General features: G+C 60.5%; 13 protein-coding genes. 6 read left to right on the forward strand and 7 right to left on the reverse strand.

Annotation, left to right across the window (positions count from 1 at the left end; genetic code table 11):
• Positions 1-58: 58 nt before the first annotated feature.
• Positions 59-1,498, reverse strand: coding sequence for a dihydropyrimidinase (gene hydA, locus ACOYXJ_RS21150; RefSeq protein WP_150708831.1), 1,440 nt, complete (start codon positions 1,496-1,498; stop codon positions 59-61).
• A gap of 626 nt (positions 1,499-2,124) precedes the next feature.
• Between hydA and ACOYXJ_RS21155 the strand changes: the two genes are divergently transcribed.
• The 3 genes from ACOYXJ_RS21155 to ACOYXJ_RS21165 all read left to right on the forward strand — a co-directional run bounded on the left by ACOYXJ_RS21155 (position 2,125) and on the right by ACOYXJ_RS21165 (position 6,072).
• Positions 2,125-3,609 carry an NCS1 family nucleobase:cation symporter-1 gene (locus tag ACOYXJ_RS21155; RefSeq protein WP_460371284.1) on the forward strand — a complete coding sequence of 495 codons (1,485 nt, stop codon included), beginning with the start codon at positions 2,125-2,127 and terminating at the stop codon, positions 3,607-3,609.
• Positions 3,610-3,745: 136 nt separating this feature from the next.
• Positions 3,746-5,029, forward strand: a complete 1,284-nt coding sequence (locus tag ACOYXJ_RS21160) for a Zn-dependent hydrolase (protein WP_150793711.1) — start codon at positions 3,746-3,748, stop codon at positions 5,027-5,029.
• A gap of 101 nt (positions 5,030-5,130) precedes the next feature.
• Positions 5,131-6,072, forward strand: coding sequence for a DHH family phosphoesterase (locus tag ACOYXJ_RS21165; RefSeq protein WP_460371285.1), 942 nt, complete (start codon positions 5,131-5,133; stop codon positions 6,070-6,072).
• On the opposite strand, the gene ACOYXJ_RS21170 is transcribed toward ACOYXJ_RS21165, so the two are convergent.
• On the reverse strand, positions 6,042-6,908 hold the full coding sequence (locus ACOYXJ_RS21170) for a CAP domain-containing protein (RefSeq protein ID WP_460371286.1): 867 nt from the start codon (positions 6,906-6,908) through the stop codon (positions 6,042-6,044). The two genes, ACOYXJ_RS21165 and ACOYXJ_RS21170, sit on opposite strands and share 31 nt — an antisense overlap.
• A gap of 274 nt (positions 6,909-7,182) precedes the next feature.
• Positions 7,183-7,953 carry an alpha/beta hydrolase gene (locus ACOYXJ_RS21175; RefSeq protein ID WP_460371287.1) on the reverse strand — a complete coding sequence of 257 codons (771 nt, stop codon included), beginning with the start codon at positions 7,951-7,953 and terminating at the stop codon, positions 7,183-7,185.
• A gap of 112 nt (positions 7,954-8,065) precedes the next feature.
• On the opposite strand from ACOYXJ_RS21175, the gene ACOYXJ_RS21180 reads away from it, so the two are divergent.
• Together ACOYXJ_RS21180 and ACOYXJ_RS21185 are read left to right on the forward strand one after the other, a co-directional pair.
• On the forward strand, positions 8,066-9,010 hold the full coding sequence (locus ACOYXJ_RS21180; protein WP_460371288.1) for an aldo/keto reductase: 945 nt from the start codon (positions 8,066-8,068) through the stop codon (positions 9,008-9,010).
• A 147-nt stretch (positions 9,011-9,157) separates the two neighbouring features.
• Complete coding sequence (locus ACOYXJ_RS21185) at positions 9,158-9,361, forward strand: hypothetical protein (protein WP_034156108.1); 204 nt, start codon at positions 9,158-9,160, stop codon at positions 9,359-9,361.
• An 8-nt stretch (positions 9,362-9,369) separates the two neighbouring features.
• Here ACOYXJ_RS21185 and ACOYXJ_RS21190 read toward each other — a convergent pair whose 3' ends face one another.
• Positions 9,370-10,263 carry a LysR family transcriptional regulator gene (locus ACOYXJ_RS21190; RefSeq protein WP_150793715.1) on the reverse strand — a complete coding sequence of 298 codons (894 nt, stop codon included), beginning with the start codon at positions 10,261-10,263 and terminating at the stop codon, positions 9,370-9,372.
• Positions 10,264-10,360: 97 nt separating this feature from the next.
• Between ACOYXJ_RS21190 and ACOYXJ_RS21195 the strand changes: the two genes are divergently transcribed.
• Positions 10,361-10,837, forward strand: coding sequence for a (R)-mandelonitrile lyase (locus tag ACOYXJ_RS21195; protein WP_150793716.1), 477 nt, complete (start codon positions 10,361-10,363; stop codon positions 10,835-10,837).
• Positions 10,838-12,126: 1,289 nt separating this feature from the next.
• Here ACOYXJ_RS21195 and paoC read toward each other — a convergent pair.
• The 3 genes from paoC to paoA are packed head-to-tail and all read right to left on the reverse strand — an operon-like array spanning position 12,127 to position 15,898.
• Positions 12,127-14,325 carry an aldehyde oxidoreductase molybdenum-binding subunit PaoC gene (gene paoC / locus ACOYXJ_RS21200; protein ID WP_460371289.1) on the reverse strand — a complete coding sequence of 733 codons (2,199 nt, stop codon included), beginning with the start codon at positions 14,323-14,325 and terminating at the stop codon, positions 12,127-12,129.
• Positions 14,322-15,278: an FAD binding domain-containing protein gene (locus ACOYXJ_RS21205; RefSeq protein ID WP_460371290.1), complete on the reverse strand. Its 957-nt coding sequence runs from the start codon at positions 15,276-15,278 to the stop codon at positions 14,322-14,324. The genes paoC and ACOYXJ_RS21205 overlap by 4 nt, the downstream gene beginning before the upstream one ends.
• Positions 15,275-15,898: an aldehyde dehydrogenase iron-sulfur subunit PaoA gene (gene paoA / locus ACOYXJ_RS21210; protein WP_095118347.1), complete on the reverse strand. Its 624-nt coding sequence runs from the start codon at positions 15,896-15,898 to the stop codon at positions 15,275-15,277. The genes ACOYXJ_RS21205 and paoA overlap by 4 nt, the downstream gene beginning before the upstream one ends.
• Positions 15,899-16,025: the final 127 nt, after the last annotated feature.

The raw sequence follows: 16,025 nt of genomic DNA on the forward strand, positions 1-16,025 counted from the left end.
GGGGAATGCATTTCAAATGTGGGAGCGAGCCTGCTCGCGAAGGCCGAAGGCCTGGATTTCAGCGTTTCACAGCAATTGGCTTATGCATCTCAGCCCGCTTGCTCAGCAAATCAAACACCGCCGGATACGCCGGCCGTTCGATGTACCGCCCGGCACCACGCTCGGCGCGCAAATCACCATCGGCCCAGACCACCCGGCCCTGACTGACGGTATGGCTCGGCACGCCGCGCACGGTCTTGCCTTCGAAGATGTTGAAGTCCACCTGCTGATGGTGGGTCTTGGCGGAAATGGTCCGCGTGCCCTGCGGATCCCACAGCACCAGATCGGCATCGGCGCCGACGCGAATCGCACCTTTGCGCGGATAGAGGTTGAAGATCTTCGCGGTGTTGGTGGAGGTGAGAGCGACGAAATCCTGCATCGACAAACGCCCGGAGTTAACCCCCTCATCCCAAAGCACTGCCATGCGATCTTCGATACCCGCTGTACCGTTGGGAATCTTGCTGAAGTCATCACGGCCGGCGGCTTTTTGCTCGGCGCAGAAGCAGCAGTGGTCGGTCGCGGTGGTGTGCAGATTGCCGTTTTGCAGTCCGTGCCACAGCGCCTCTTGATGCCCGCGCGGGCGGAACGGCGGGCTCATCACATAACCGGCAGCGGTCTGCCAGTCCGGGTGTTGATAGACGCTGTCGTCGAGCAGCAAATGCCCGGCGAGGACTTCGCCATACACCGGTTGGCCTTTGCTGCGCGCATAGGTGATTTCGTCGAGGGCTTCCTTGGTCGAAACGTGCACCAGATACAACGGCGTGCCAATGGTCTCGGCGATGCGAATCGCCCGGCTCGCCGCTTCACCTTCAACCTGCGACGGCCGCGACAGCGGATGCGCTTCCGGCCCGGTGATGCCCTGGGCCATCAACTTGCGTTGCAGGTGATAGACCAGTTCGCCGTTTTCCGCATGCACGGTCGGCACCGCACCGAGTTCCAGGCAGCGCTCGAAACTCGCCACCAGCGTGTCATCGGCGGCCATGATCGCGTTCTTGTAGGCCATGAAATGCTTGAAGCTGTTGATGCCGTGATGGCTGACCAGTTCGGCCATTTCCTCACGCACCTGCTCGCTCCACCAGGTGATGGCGACGTGGAAGCCATAATCCGACGCCGATTTCTCAGCCCAGCCGCGCCACTGATGAAACGCTTCCATCAATGACTGCTGCGGATTGGGAATCACGAAATCGATGATCGACGTGGTGCCGCCGGCCAGACCGGCCGCCGTGCCACTGTAGAAATCCTCACTGGCCACGGTGCCCATGAACGGCAGCTGCATGTGCGTGTGTGGATCGATGCCGCCGGGCATCAGGTATTGGCCGCTGCCGTCGAGGACTTCGGCGCCGGCGGGAATATCAAGGTTTTCACCGATGGCTTTGATCACGCCGTCGGCGCAATAGACGTCGGCGCGATAACTTTCATCATGGGTAACAACGGTGGCGCCACGGATCAACAGAGACATTCCGAGTTCCTCGCAGGCATTGACCGACTTGTGCCGGTTCTAGATGTTTTATTGATGTACGGCGTTGCAAGGTGTATTCCTGTCAGCGCTGTCAGGAATAGAAACTAGTCGCAGATTTGCAATAGAGCAAGATTATTTTTTATAAGCTTATGACTGTTTTAAGTGTTTGAAAAATAACGATAAAAATAGGAAATCACCAAAATGGTGAGGCTGCTCACCATTTTGACGCACTTGACAGGATGGAAATATGAGCAAGATTTCCTATGTGAAATCAGCCGCTTGAAGTTGAGCTGCGGTTGCTCGCTCACGATGAAAATAAATGCAGTGCACCAGATTGAGTCCTGTCTGTTCGGACAACTTGCCAGGTGTTTAGCCTGAGCACCCAGACAAGTTTCCGCGAACTCATCCGATGAATAATTAAAACTGATGAATATCAGAAAGTTGCAAAGCGTTTGAAACACCGCCCGATGCGCAAGCGGGTCACCCGGCACGTTTATTGATGCCGCCGCTGACACCATGGCCGGTGCACGAAAGTTGTCAGTTCCTCCGGCCATCGTCCGGCTCGCACCCTCGTGTGTCAGCCGCCTGATGAGCAAAAAAATAATCAGAAGAACAGTGGAGCGGCCATGCAACAGAACAGATCGCAAGTGACCGAGCGCGACGGCTTGTATGAACTCGAAGCCGGCAGCGACGTCCTCGACAGTCCCCGTTACAACCACGACATGGCACCGACCAAGGTGCGCGAACGAACCTGGAACAAATGGCACATCACCGCGTTGTGGGTCGGCATGTCGATCTGCGTGCCGACCTACACCCTCGGCGGCGTGCTCACCGCCTACTTTGGCCTGACCGTCGGCGAAGCGTTGCTGGCGATTCTGTTCGCCAACGTCATCGTGTTGATTCCGCTCACGCTCAACGCCTTTCCCGGCACCAAGTACGGCATTCCCTTTCCGGTGTTGCTGCGCTCATCGTTCGGTATTCTCGGTTCCAACGTGCCGTGTTTGATTCGGGCGTTGGTGGCGTGTGGCTGGTTCGGCATTCAAACGATGTTCGGCGGGCTGGCGATTCACCTGTTTCTCGGCTCGGTGTTCGAGGGCTGGAAATCTCTCGGCGGCACCGGGGAGGTGATTGGCTTCATGATCTTCTGGGCTTTGAATCTGTGGGTGGTGATTCGTGGCGCCGAGTCGATCAAGTGGCTGGAAACCTTGTCGGCGCCGTTGCTGGTGGCGGTCGGTATTGGCCTGCTGGTGTGGGCGATGCCCAATGTGTCGATGACCGAGCTGCTGGCGATTCCGGCCAAACGTCCGGAGGGCGCCAGTGTGGTCAGTTACTTCGCCGCCGGGCTGACCGCGATGGTCGGCTTCTGGGCGACGTTGTCGCTGAACATTCCGGACTTCAGCCGTTACGCCAAGAGCCAGAAAGATCAGATCCTCGGGCAGATTTTCGGCCTGCCGCTGACGATGTTTTTGTTTGCATCGCTGGGCGTGATCATGACCGCCGCTTCGGTGAAGCTGGTCGGTGTGACCGTCTCCGATCCGGTCACTCTGATCGGGCATATCCAGAGCCCGGTGTGGGTGGCGGTGGCCATGGCGTTGATCATCATCGCCACGCTGTCGACCAACACCGCCGCCAACATTGTTTCGCCGACCAACGACTTTCAGAACATCGCGCCCAAAGTCATCAACCGCACCAAAGCGGTGTTGCTGACCGGGTTGGTCGGGCTGTTGTTGATGGGTCATGAACTGCTGAAAAAACTCGGTCTGATCGTTTCGGATGTGAGCCTGGAAACTGTGTATTCCAATTGGCTGCTCGGTTATTCGAGCCTGCTCGGGCCGATTGCCGGGATCATGGTGGTGGACTATTTCCTGATCAAGAAACAGCAACTGGACTTGGCCGGGTTGTACCGCGACGACGTCTATCCGGCATGGAACTGGGCCGGGTTTCTCGCGTTCGGCGTGCCGGTGGTGTTGACCTTGTTGTCGCTGGGCAGCGATGCGTTCAGCTGGTTCTACAGCTATGGCTGGTTCACCGGCTCGGCGCTGGGCGGGATTATTTATTACGGGTTGTGCGTGATGCGCGCGCAGCCCTCTGCCGTTAAAACGGCGGTGTAGCACATGATCGTTCCCGCGCTCTGCGTGGGAATGCAGCCCGGGACGCTCTGCGTCCCAACAGCGGACGCGGAGCGTCCATGGATAATTTCCCACGCAGAGCGTGGGAACTATCGGTATCAGCACTGAGGAGATCCCCATGAACGCAGCCGTAGACGTTCTGCAATCGAGCCATCAGCACATCAACCGCGATCGCCTGTGGGCCTCGCTCATGGAACTGGCCAAGCTCGGCGCGACGGTCAAGGGCGGTGTCTGTCGCCTGGCCCTGACCGATCTCGACCGCCAGGCCCGCGACCTGTTCGTGCAATGGTGCAAGGACGCCGGATGCAGCGTCACGGTCGATGCCGTCGGCAATATCTTCGCCCGTCGTCCCGGGCGCAATCCCAACCTGCCACCGGTGATGACCGGCAGCCACATTGACACCCAACCCACCGGCGGCAAGTTCGACGGCTGCTTCGGCGTGCTCGCCGGCGTCGAAGTTATGCGCACCCTCAACGACCTCAAAGTGGAAACCGAAGCACCGCTGGAAGTGGTGGTCTGGACCAACGAAGAAGGCTCGCGCTTCGCTCCGTGCATGATGGGCTCCGGCGTATTCGCGGAGAAATTCACCCTCGAAGAAACCCTCGCCAAAGTCGATGCCGACGGTGTCACCGTTGGTGAAGCGCTGAACGCCATTGGTTACGCCGGTCCGCGCAACGTCAGCGGGCATAAAGTCGGCGCCTATTTCGAAGCACACATCGAACAAGGCCCGATCCTCGAAGACGAACAGAAAACCATCGGCGTCGTGCTGGGCGCGTTGGGGCAGAAGTGGTTCGACCTCAAGCTGCGCGGCGTCGAAGCGCATGCCGGCCCGACGCCGATGCACCTGCGCAAAGATGCACTGGTCGGCGCTTCGGTGATCGTCGGCGCCGTCAACCGCGCCGCCCTCGGCCATCAACCCCATGCCTGCGGCACGGTCGGCTGCCTGCAAGCCTATCCCGGTTCGCGCAACGTCATCCCCGGCGAGGTGCGCATGACCCTCGACTTCCGTCATCTGGAACCGGCGCGTCTCGACTCGATGATTGCCGAGGTGAAGCAAGTCATCGAGGCCACCTGTGAAGAACACGGCCTGACTTACGAACTGACCCCGACCGCGGACTTCCCGCCGCTGTACTTCGACAAAGGCTGTGTGGAAGCGGTGCGCAGCGCGGCGAAAGGGCTGGGCTTGTCGAATATGGACATCGTCAGCGGCGCCGGCCATGACGCGATTTTTCTCGCCGAACTCGGCCCGGCCGGGATGATATTCGTGCCGTGCGAAGGCGGCATCAGCCACAACGAAATCGAGAACGCCGCGCCGGACGATCTGGCGGCCGGGTGTGCGGTGTTGTTGCGGGCGATGCTGGCGGCTTCGGCGATGGTCGCGGGAGGGCAGCGCGCAGCCTGAAGATCAAAAGGTCGTAGCCTTGTAGGAGCTGTCGAGTGAAACGAGGCTGCGATCTTTTCCTGTCACCCAAACGTCACAAACCTGTGCGATGTTGCCGCCCCATGAAAATCATCACCTCCGGCGCGTCCTATCTGGACATCGACGCCTACGCCTGCTGCATCGCTTACGCAGAATTGCTCAACCTGCAAGGCATTCCCGCCCGCGCCGTCAGCAGCGCGCAACCCAACGCCAGCGTTTCGCACACCGTACTCGGCTGGGCTGCTGCTTTTGACGATTACCTGCCGACGCTGGACGATGAGTTTGTCATGGTCGATGTCTCCGACTATTACCATTTCGACCCGTTGGTGGTGCGCGAGCGGGTGGTAGAGATCATCGATCATCATCCGGGGTTCGAGCATTATTGGGCGCAGAAGCTTGGGTCTGCCGCCGATATCCGCCCGATCGGCGCTGCGGCAACCCAGGTTTTTCAGCGCTGGCAGACGGCCGGTGTGCTGCCGCAGATCAGCGTGCAAAGTGCCGCATTACTGGCCACCGCGATTCTCGACAACACGCTGAACTTCACCGGGCAGATGACCACGCCAGCGGACATCGAGGCCTACGCCGACCTCGCTTCACGGGCAAAACTGCCGGCAGACTGGCCTCGGCAATACTTTCTAGAATGCCAGGCCTCGATCGAATCGGACCTGGTCGCTGCATTGGCAGCCGACTCGAAATGGATGAAACCCGAAAGCAACCTGCCAGGCTTTTTCGCGCAAATGACTGTTTGGGATGCCGACACCTTGCTGCAAAAACACCGTCCGATGATCACGCGCTGGATGGCAGAGCAGGGCGATGACTGGCTGCTGAATGTGATCAGTATCCGCGACCACAAAAGCTGCTTTCTGGCGCCAACCGAGGTCAGCCAGCAAAAGCTCAATCGCTTGTTGCCACTCGACTGGCAGGCCGGATTGGCCGTGCGGTCGCCGTCAATGCTGCGCAAGGAACTGTTGAAATTGGCACTGGACGCTGCCATTCACTGCGCGCCAAACAGCATCGTCCAGTAAACCCCTTCATCACTGCGCGCCTCACTGGCAAATCCGGCGCCGACCTGGGTAAACATCGGGTTCATCAGGTTGGCGCAATGCCCGGGGCTGGCCAGCCATCCGGCCATGGCCTTGCCCGGTGAACGCTGCCCGGCGGCAATGTTTTCGCCGATTTGCCGACCACGATAGCCGGCCGCGCGGGCGCGATCGGCGGGCATGTCGCCGTCCGGATCGCGGTGGGCGAAATAGTTGCCGTAGGCCATGGCTTTGCTGTGCCCCTGTGCGGCGGCGCCCAGTGCGGCGTTCCAGCTCAGTGGCCGGGCGGCGGCGAAGCGCTGGCGTCCACACATCCGTGGCCGGGCGCGCGCGGCATTGACCTCAGCGAGCAAAGCCTTGCCGACGCTGCGGTTATCGCCAACGCGGCTGTCGAGCACCGGTTGCGCCAGTACCACTTGCCATTCATTGCGCGAACGACTGACACCGATGTCGGCGTAGTTTGCATCCAGCAGCGCGGCGCAGTGCTCGTCTTGCAGCAGGTCGAAAGCTTCTTCGGCGTCCTCGGCCCCGATCACGCGAATACTGCGCACCGCAACGGCGGAATAACCGGACGACTTCAGCGCTTCACGCATGCCCCCGGCGTAGCGATAACCGATCGGCAAGGCCAGGTTCGACTTAAGCGCCAACGGTGCCAGCCGTTGCGCCGGGCGCCGATCGCAGCGTTGCGGATGGGCGCGATAGTCGTTGATGGCGGCCACCAGTTGCCGCTCCGCGCCGGCATGGGCGGTTGCAGCGAACAGCGGCGAAAGGATCAGCAGGCACAGCGAAACCAAGCGAGACGAGCGAACGGCGTGGCGCATGAGACGGGCAGCTCTGAAGGAGGACAGCGCAAAAGTTGAGTGAACCGCAGAAAGCGGCGCGACTAGGACTGGGTTTTTTGGACTTGGTTCAAGGGGCGGTGAAGGCTTTACGGCGAAGCGACGAACATTGGAATCAAACAGAGCGCTATGTTGCGCCGGATGACGCTATCGCGAGCAGGCGAAGGCCTACATTTGGAATGCGTTCCCCTGTAGGCCTTCGCCTGCTCGCGATGGCGTCACTGAAAACAATACAAAAGACACAGGCAGACCACTATCACCGATTCAACACATCCCCCATCCACTGCAAATACTGCACACGGTCGGAAATCGAGTTATGCCCCGAATCCGGCACCACCCGGAGCACCGCCACGCCTTGCGGGAAATTCTCCAGCAAGCGCTGGGTGCTGGCGCGCGGAATCACCTCGTCGTCACTCGCCGCCAGCAACAGCGTCGGCACGCGAATATGCGCGGCGTATTTGCCGGATTCAAAGCGATCCTTGAGTAACCACTTCACCGGCACCCACGGATATTGCCGCGCCGCGATTTCTTCAAGGCTGTTGTAAGGCGTCACCAGAATCAAATGCTGCACCGGTCGCTGACTGGCCAGACGCACCGCGACGCCAGAACCGAGGCTGCGCCCGACCACCGCCACCTGCGGGTGACTGGCGTAGACCTGATCGAACAGCGCCAGCGCATCCTCGGCAATCGCCGCCTCGGACGGTGAACCATCGCTGCCACCGAAACCGCGATAGTTCAGCAGATACACCGCGTAATCGGGAAACGCCTCGGCAAACTCCGGCAGATTGCGCGACACGTCCTCGGCATTGCCGCCGAAATAGATCAGCGCTCTTGGCCCGGCGCGTTCGCGGGTGATCAGCGAAATCTGCGCGTCCGGCATCGACAGTGTCATCCGTGAATCAGCGGAAGTGACGGCATTGGGCTGCGGAAAATAGATCAGCGAGCGCTGAAAAAAGAACAGCGCCGCACACAGCACCAGGTACACGGCAACGATCAATGCGACGAGTGACATCAGGGTTCGGGACATTCGGCTACTTTTAACGGTGTGTGAAGGATCGCTGTCGCAGTGTAGTCCAGCCCTGCAACCGGGCCGATCGCACACACAACATGCAACAGATTCACGCAGCAGGGGAACCAGCATGAGCCACACTGAGGGTTACTCCCGTCGCCGATTGCTCACGCTGGCTGCCGGGGTTTCGGCGGTCTTCACCTTTGATCGGGCGTTGGCCACAACCACCACGTCCGCGACTACCGGAGGCCACGCCATGCAGACCCGCGCCATCCCGTCCAGCGTCGAGTCGCTGCCCATCGTGGGTCTGGGCACCTATCGCGGCTTCGACGTCGCGCCCGGCGATCCGGCCTACCGGCAGTTGCCGGCGGTGCTTGATGAACTGTTCACCAAGGGCGGAACGCTGATCGACAGTTCACCGATGTATGGCCGCGCCGAACAGACCACCGGTGAACTGCTGTCGATCCACGAACCACGCTCGCCGGCGTTTCTGGCGACCAAGGTGTGGACGCGCGGGCGCAAGGAAGGCATCGCGCAGATGGAGCAGTCGTTCAGCCTGCTGCGCACCGAACGCATCGACCTGATGCAGATCCACAACCTGCTCGACTGGCAAACCCACCTGCCGACCCTGCGTGAATGGAAAGCCCAGGGGCGCATCCGTTACATCGGCATCACCCATTACACGGACTCGGCCTATGAAGAAGTCGAAGCGGTGCTGAAGGCCGAACAACTGGATTTTCTGCAAATCAATTACGCCCTCGATGACCGTGGCGTGGAAAAACGCATTCTGCCACTGTGTCGCGAGCGTGGCGTGGCAGTGATCTGTAATCGGCCGTTCGGTGGCGGGGGACTGCTGGCCCGGCTCAAAGGCAAACCGCTGCCGGGCTGGGTGTCGGACGTGCAGGTCAACAGTTGGCCGCAACTGGCGTTGAAGTTTCTGCTGTCGCATTCAGCGGTGACCTGCGTGATCCCGGGCACGGGCAATCCACGTTACATGGCCGATAACGCCAAGGCCGGGTTCGGGCCGATGCTCACGGATGCGCAGCGGCATCAGTTGATTGCGTTGATGGGTTGATCGAGCTCCCCAAACGATCGCGACTTCGCGTTGGTTCAGGGTTGTATTAATTTCGAAACGGTCTGAAAGACTGTCATATCTGACAGTTGGAAGGGGGGTGTTTGTCGGTGAGTATGGAGATTCCTGCCTCACCAAAGAAGAACGATCATGGACGTGCAAGGCCGCAGGTTCACCTATTGCACCGGGGTTTGTCTCTTGCTGATTTTGTTCGCTGCGTACGCCCATAACGAACAGTATGTTTGTCTGGGCATGCAGCGCGGGCAGATTGCAACCGTGACGGCGAACTCTGTGTACGCGGCCGTGCAGATAGCCAAGGCGTCTTGGGGCGCTGCGGGTTGCTTTAAAACGTGACAAGTCGCTCAAGTGCGATAGCGCAACGCCTCCAGCAACAACGCAAACGCCGGTGCTGCCTGACGTCGACTCGGGTAATACAGGTGATACCCGGCAAACGTCGGGCACCAATCCTCCAGCACCTGCAGTAAACGGCCGTCGGCCAGATATGGCGCGACGACGTTTTCCGGGATGTAACTCAGGCCAAAACCGTCCAGCGCAGCGTCGAGCAACGGGTAGACGCCGTTCAGGGTGATCTGCCCGGATACTCGCACTTTCAGGCTTTCCCCAGCCTTTTCGAATTCCCAGCTGTACAACCCGCCATTGGTGGGCAGGCGCAGGTTATTGCAGGCGTGGTCGGTCAGATCGCGTGGCGTTTGCGGCGGGGGGCGTTTGGCGAAATAGGCGGATGAACCCACCACCGCCATGCGCATGTCGGGGCCGATGCGGGTGGCGATCATGCCTTGTGCGACGTCTTCGCCCAGGCGCACGCCGGCGTCGAAACCCTGGCCGGCGATGTCGACGAAACCATAATCGCAGCAGACTTCGACGGCGATGTCCGGGTACTGCGGCAGAAAGTCTTTGAGCACCGGGCGCAGCAGCCAGTCCAGCGAATGATCGGTGGCACTGATGCGGAGCTTGCCGGCGGGGGTGTCGCGCAGGTTACTCAGCGCCGCGAGTTCCAGTTCGATTTCTTCGAAGCGCGGGCCGATGGTTTGCAGCAAGTGTTCGCCAGCCTCGGTGGGCGAGACGCTGCGAGTAGTGCGGGTCAGCAGACGCAGGCCCAAACGGGCTTCGAGTGCGCGAATGGTGTGGCTGAGCGCCGATTGCGATACGCCGAGTTTGGCCGCCGCTTTGGTGAAACTGCGCTCGCGGGCTACGGCGAGGAAGGCGAGCAGATCGGTGGCATTTTCACGCAGCATTGATGAGTGTCCTGCATAAGTTTTTTTGAATTCTAGTCGATTATCTGAAGAGTTGGTGTCGGTACAGTGGTGGCATTGAATATCCGGAGGAACCACCATGAACCCGATTGCTGCTTCTGCGTTGACCCTTTCTCTGTTGGCGGGTGAGGTGCAGGCCGATGAAACCCCGCGTGTGACGGTCACGCCCAATGGCTCGCAACCTTCGGCCAAAGGCCCGACGGATTGGTTCACCGGCACTGTCCGTGTCGATGCGCCGTTCAAAGGCACAGACGAGGCGCGGGTCAGTGGTGCGACGGTGACGTTTGAGCCGGGCGCGCGTACCGCTTGGCACACGCATCCATTGGGACAGACCTTGATCGTCACGGCCGGTTCCGGGTTTGTGCAGGAATGGGGGCAGCCGGTGCGTGAGATTCGTCCTGGGGATACGGTGTGGATCGCGCCGGGGGCAAAGCATTGGCACGGGGCGGCGCCGACTGCGGCGATGACGCATATTGCTATTGCTGAGGTGTTGGATGGCAAAGTAGTGGATTGGATGGAGCAGGTGAGTGATGAGCAGTATCCGGGTTCCGAGTGAAGCGCTTCCCTCACCCCAGCCCTCTCCCGGAGGGAGAGGGGGCCGACCGAGGTGTCTGGCGTTATCCATCGACCTGAGAGACCGGGTCGATTATGGATTCACATTGGGGTTTTCAGATCGGTGAAATTCTTCCATTTCCCTCACCCCAGCCCTCTCCCGGAGGGAGAGGGGGCCGACCGAGGTGTCTGGCGTTATCCATCGACCTGGGAGACCGGGTCGATTATGGATTCACATTGGGGTTTTCAGATCGGTGAAATTCTTCCATTTCCCTCACCGCAGCCCTCTCCCGGAGGGAGAGGGGGCCGACCGAGGTGTCTGGCGTTATGCATCGACCTGAGAGACCGGGTCGATTATGGATTCACAGTGGGGTTTTCAGATCGGTGAAATTCTTCCATTTCCCTCATCCCAGCCCTCTCCCGGAGGGAGAGGGGGCCGACCGAGGTGTCTGGCGTTATCCATCGACCTGAGAGACCGGGTCGATTATGGATTCACAGTGGGGTTTTCAGATCGGTGAAATTCTTCCATTTCCCTCACCCCAGCCCTCTCCCGGAGGGAGAGGGGGCCGACCGAGGTGTCTGGCGTTATCCATCGACCTGAGAGACCGGGTCGATTATGGATTCACAGTGGGGTTTTCAGATCGGTGAAATTCTTCCATTTCCCTCACCCCAGCCCTCTCCCGGAGGGAGAGGGGGCCGACCGAGGTGTCTGGCGTCATACATCGACCTGGGGAGACCGAGTCGATTATGGATTCACATTGGGGTTTTCAGATCGGTGAAATTCTCTGACTTCCCTCACCCCAGCCCTCTCCCGGAGGGAGAGGGGGTCGACCGAGGTGTCTGGCGTCATACATCGACCTGGGAGACCGAGTCGATTATGGATTCACATTGGGGTTTTCAGATCGGTGAAATTCTTCCATTTCCCTCATCCAGCCCTCTCCCGGAGGGAGAGGGGGCCGACCGAGGTGTCTGGCGTCATACATCGACCTGGGAGACCGAGTCGATTATGGATTCACATTGGGGTTTTCAGATCGGTGAAATTCTTCCATTTCCCTCACCCCAGCCCTCTCCCGGAGGGAGAGGGGGCCGACCGAGGTGTCTGGCGTTATCCATCGACCTGGGAGACCGAGTCGATTATGGATTCACAGCAAAACGCTATCCATCGACCTGAAATGGCGGTATCGATTATGGATTCACAGCAAGACGTTCAAGTCGGTGCAGCTTCCGAATATCCCCGGATCGGTCCCCTCTCCCTCTGGGAGAGGGCTAGGGTGAGGGGCTTTTTCAGGTCATTCAGATCATCTCCGGCAACGACGACAAAATCTTGTCCAGCGTAACCGGATACTCCCGCACCCGGGCCCCCGTGGCGTTGTAAATCGCATTCGCCACCGCCGCGCTGACCCCGCAAATCCCCAACTCACCAACACCTTTGGCCTTCATCGGCGAAGACACCGGATCCGTCTCATCAAGGAAAATCACCTCCTGATGCGGTATGTCGGCATGCACCGGCACTTCATACCCGGCCAGATCATGATTGACGAAAAAACCGAGCTTCTTGTCCACCGCCAACTCTTCCATCAATGCCGCACCAACGCCCATGGTCATTGCGCCGATCACCTGACTGCGCGCCGCTTTCGGGTTGAGAATTCGCCCGGCCGCGCACACCGCCAACATCCGGCGGACTCGCACTTCACCGGTCGCGGCATCCACCGCAACCTCGACGAAATGCGCACCAAACGTCGACTGCTGATACTGCTCGGCCAGGTCGGCAAATTCGATGCTGTCCTCGGCCTCCACAACGCCGTTCTGCGCGGCATTGCTCAATGGCACGCTCTTGCTGCCGAGCCGCACCTCACCGTCGACAAACTCCGCCTGATCCGCCGCCATCCCCAACTTGCCCGCCACCGCCTCACGCAATTTCATACACGCGGCATACACTCCGGCAGTCGAGCAGTTAGCGCCAAATTGTCCGCCGGAACCTGCCGACACTGGAAAACTCGAATCGCCCAGATGCACGCTCACATCCTTCAAACCAACGCCCATCATCTCGGCCGCCGTCTGCGCGATGATCGTGTAACTGCCGGTGCCGATATCGGTCATGTCGGTTTCCACCGTGACCTTGCCATCGCGCTCCAGCCGCACCCGTGCGCCCGACTTGACCAGCAGGTTGTTGCGGATCGCCGCCGCCACGCCCATGCCGATCAGCCAGCGACCCTCACGCCGTGTACCTGGTTGCGCATTGCGTTTGTCCCAACCGAATTTCTCGGCACCGGTCTGCAGGCATTCGATCAGGCGCCGCTGCGAGAACGGCCGCTCGGTTTTCACCGGATCGACCTGCGTGTCGTTGAGAATCCGGAACTGGACCGGATCAAGCTTGAGCTGCTCGGCCATCTCGTCCATGGCAATTTCCAGGACCATCAGCCCCGGCGTTTCACCGGGTGCGCGCATGGCGTTGCCTTCGGGCAAATCCAGCGGCGCCAGACGCATGCTGACCAGCCGATTTTCCGCCGCGTACAACAACTGACTCGGCTGCGCTGCGACCTCGACCTTGCCTTCAGCCAAGTTGCCCGACCAGCCTTCGTGGGCGATCGCAGTGAGTTTGCCGTCCGCTGTCGCGCCCATGCGAATGCGCTGAATCGTCGCCGGGCGGTGAGTGGTGTTGTTGGCGATCTGCGGGCGGGCGAGGGCGACTTTCACCGGTCTGCCGGCCATGCGCGCACCGAGGGCGGCAAGAATCGCATCGGCGCGCACGAACAACTTGCCGCCGAAACCACCGCCAATGTACGGCGAAATCAGCCGCACCTTTTCCTTGGGCAAACCGAGCGTCGTGGCGATGTCGCCGACGCTCCACGCGATCATCTGATTCGATGTCCACAAGGTCAGTTGATCGCCTTTCCACGCCGCCAGTGTGGCGTGCGGCTCCATCATCGCGTGGGACTGATCCGGCGTGGTGTAGGTCTGATCGAACTGCACCGGCGCGGCGGCGAACGCCTTGGCGAAATCACCGTGGCTGACGTCGGGCAACTCGTCTTTCGGCTCGACGCCCTGGTCGCGCACGCTGGCCAGATCGAACTCGCCTTTGGCCGCGACGTAGTCGACCTTGACCAATTGCGCAGCGGCGCGCGCCTGTTCAAAGGTCTCGGCAACCACCAGCGCAACAGCCTGGTGATAGTGCTGAATCTCCGGCCCGGCCAACAGATGCGCGGCGTTGTATTGGCCTTTGCCGAGTTTGCCGGCGTTGGCGGCGGTGACGATGGCCAGCACACCCGGCGCGGCTTTCGCCTGTTCAAGATCGATATTGTTGATGCGGCCCTTGGCGATGGCCGAGCCGACCATGACACCGTAAGCCTGATTGGCCACCGCCTCGTGCTGCTCGTAGGCGTAAGGCGCCTGACCGCTGGTTTTCAGCGGGCCTTCGATGCGGTCTGTGGGTTGGCCGATGACCTTCAACTGGTCGATCGGGTTGGTGGTGGCGGGCGTGTCGAATTTCATGCTTCATCCCTCGCTTGCGCCAACACCGAACCGAGCGTGCGCTCGACCAGGGTCAGTTTGAATTGGTTGTCGTGGGTCGGCGTGGCGCCGTCGAGCAGGCGTGCACTGACGGCTTTGGCGCCTTGGGGCAGCAACGCTTCGGCGGCTTCAACCCGCCATGGTTTCGGCGCGATACCGCCGACGGCGATGCGGCCACTGCCGTCCTTTTGCAGGATCAGACCGACCGACACCAGCGCAAACGCATAGGAGGATCGATCGCGCACCTTGTGATAAACGTGGGTGCCGCCGAGCGGTGCGGGCAGTGTCACCGAGGTGATGAACTCGCCGGGCGTGAGGCTGGTTTCGATGTTTGGCGTGGTGCCGGGCAACTGATGGAAATCGGCAATGGCGATGCTGCGGGTCGTGCCATCGGGTTTCACCGTTTCAATCTGCGCATCGAGCGCGCGCATGGCAATTGCCATGTCGCTCGGGTGCGTGGCGATGCACGCGTCGCTGACGCCGATGATGCCCAGTTGCCGACTGACCCCGCCGATCGCTGCACAACCGCTGCCGGGTTGGCGTTTGTTGCAGGCCTGATTCGTGTCGTAGAAGTAGGGACAGCGCGTGCGTTGCAACAGGTTGCCAGCAGTGGTGGCCATGTTGCGCAACTGCCCGGAAGCGCCCGCGAGCAAGGCGCGGGAGAGCAGGGCGTAGTCTTTTCTGATGCGCGCGTCAGCGGCCAGATCGGTGTTGCGCACCAGCGCACCGATGCGCAATCCGCCTTCAGGCGTGGCTTCGATCTGGTCCAGGCCAAGGTGATTGACGTCGATCAGGTGCAACGGCGTTTCGATGTCGAGTTTCATCAGGTCGAGCAGGTTGGTGCCGCCAGCGATAAACCGCGCACCTTCAACTTGTGCTGCTTGTGCGGCGGCCGCGGCGGGGGAGTCGGCGCGGCTGTAATTGAACGGTCTCATGCCGGCACCTCCGCGACTTCAGTGATGGCTTCGATGATGTTCGAGTAAGCGCCGCAACGGCAGATATTGCCGCTCATCCGCTCTTGAAACTCACTGGCAATCAACCGTGGCGCCTCGGTGAGGCTTTCACTGACATGGCTGGGAATGCCATCGCGGATTTCCTTGATCACCGCCACTGCCGAGCAGATCTGCCCCGGTGTGCAATAGCCGCACTGATAGCCGTCATGCTTGATGAACGCGGCTTGCATCGGGTGCAGATTGTCGGGCATGCCGAGACCTTCGATGGTGGTGATCTCACTGCCTTCGTGCATCACCGCCAGGGTCAGACAGGAATTGATCCGTCGACCATCGGCGATCACCGTGCAGGCGCCGCACTGGCCGTGGTCGCAGCCTTTTTTGCTGCCGGTCAGGTGCAGGTGCTCGCGCAAGGCATCAAGGAGGGTGGTGCGGGTGTCGACGTCAAGCGCACGCGGCTTGCCGTTGACGTTGATCGTCACTTTGCTCATGGCCGGTTGCTCCAGATTGGCCGCGTAGGCCTTCAGGCTGATAAACGGCGGCATCGCGAAGGCGGTGGCGGTCACGGCGCCGAGGATCAGAAATCCGCGTCGGGAAATCGTCATGGTTCGATTCCTTTTTTCTCTTCATCAGGGCAGCAGGGTCGTGGATGGCCCAAGCGGGCAGCCAGCGTCATCGCCGGTCTCGTTAAGGAGTGACTGCCGGGAAGAGGAAAAGGTTTTGTCGGATTTG

It is taken from the genome of Pseudomonas sp. Tul2A7 (assembly GCF_054790505.1).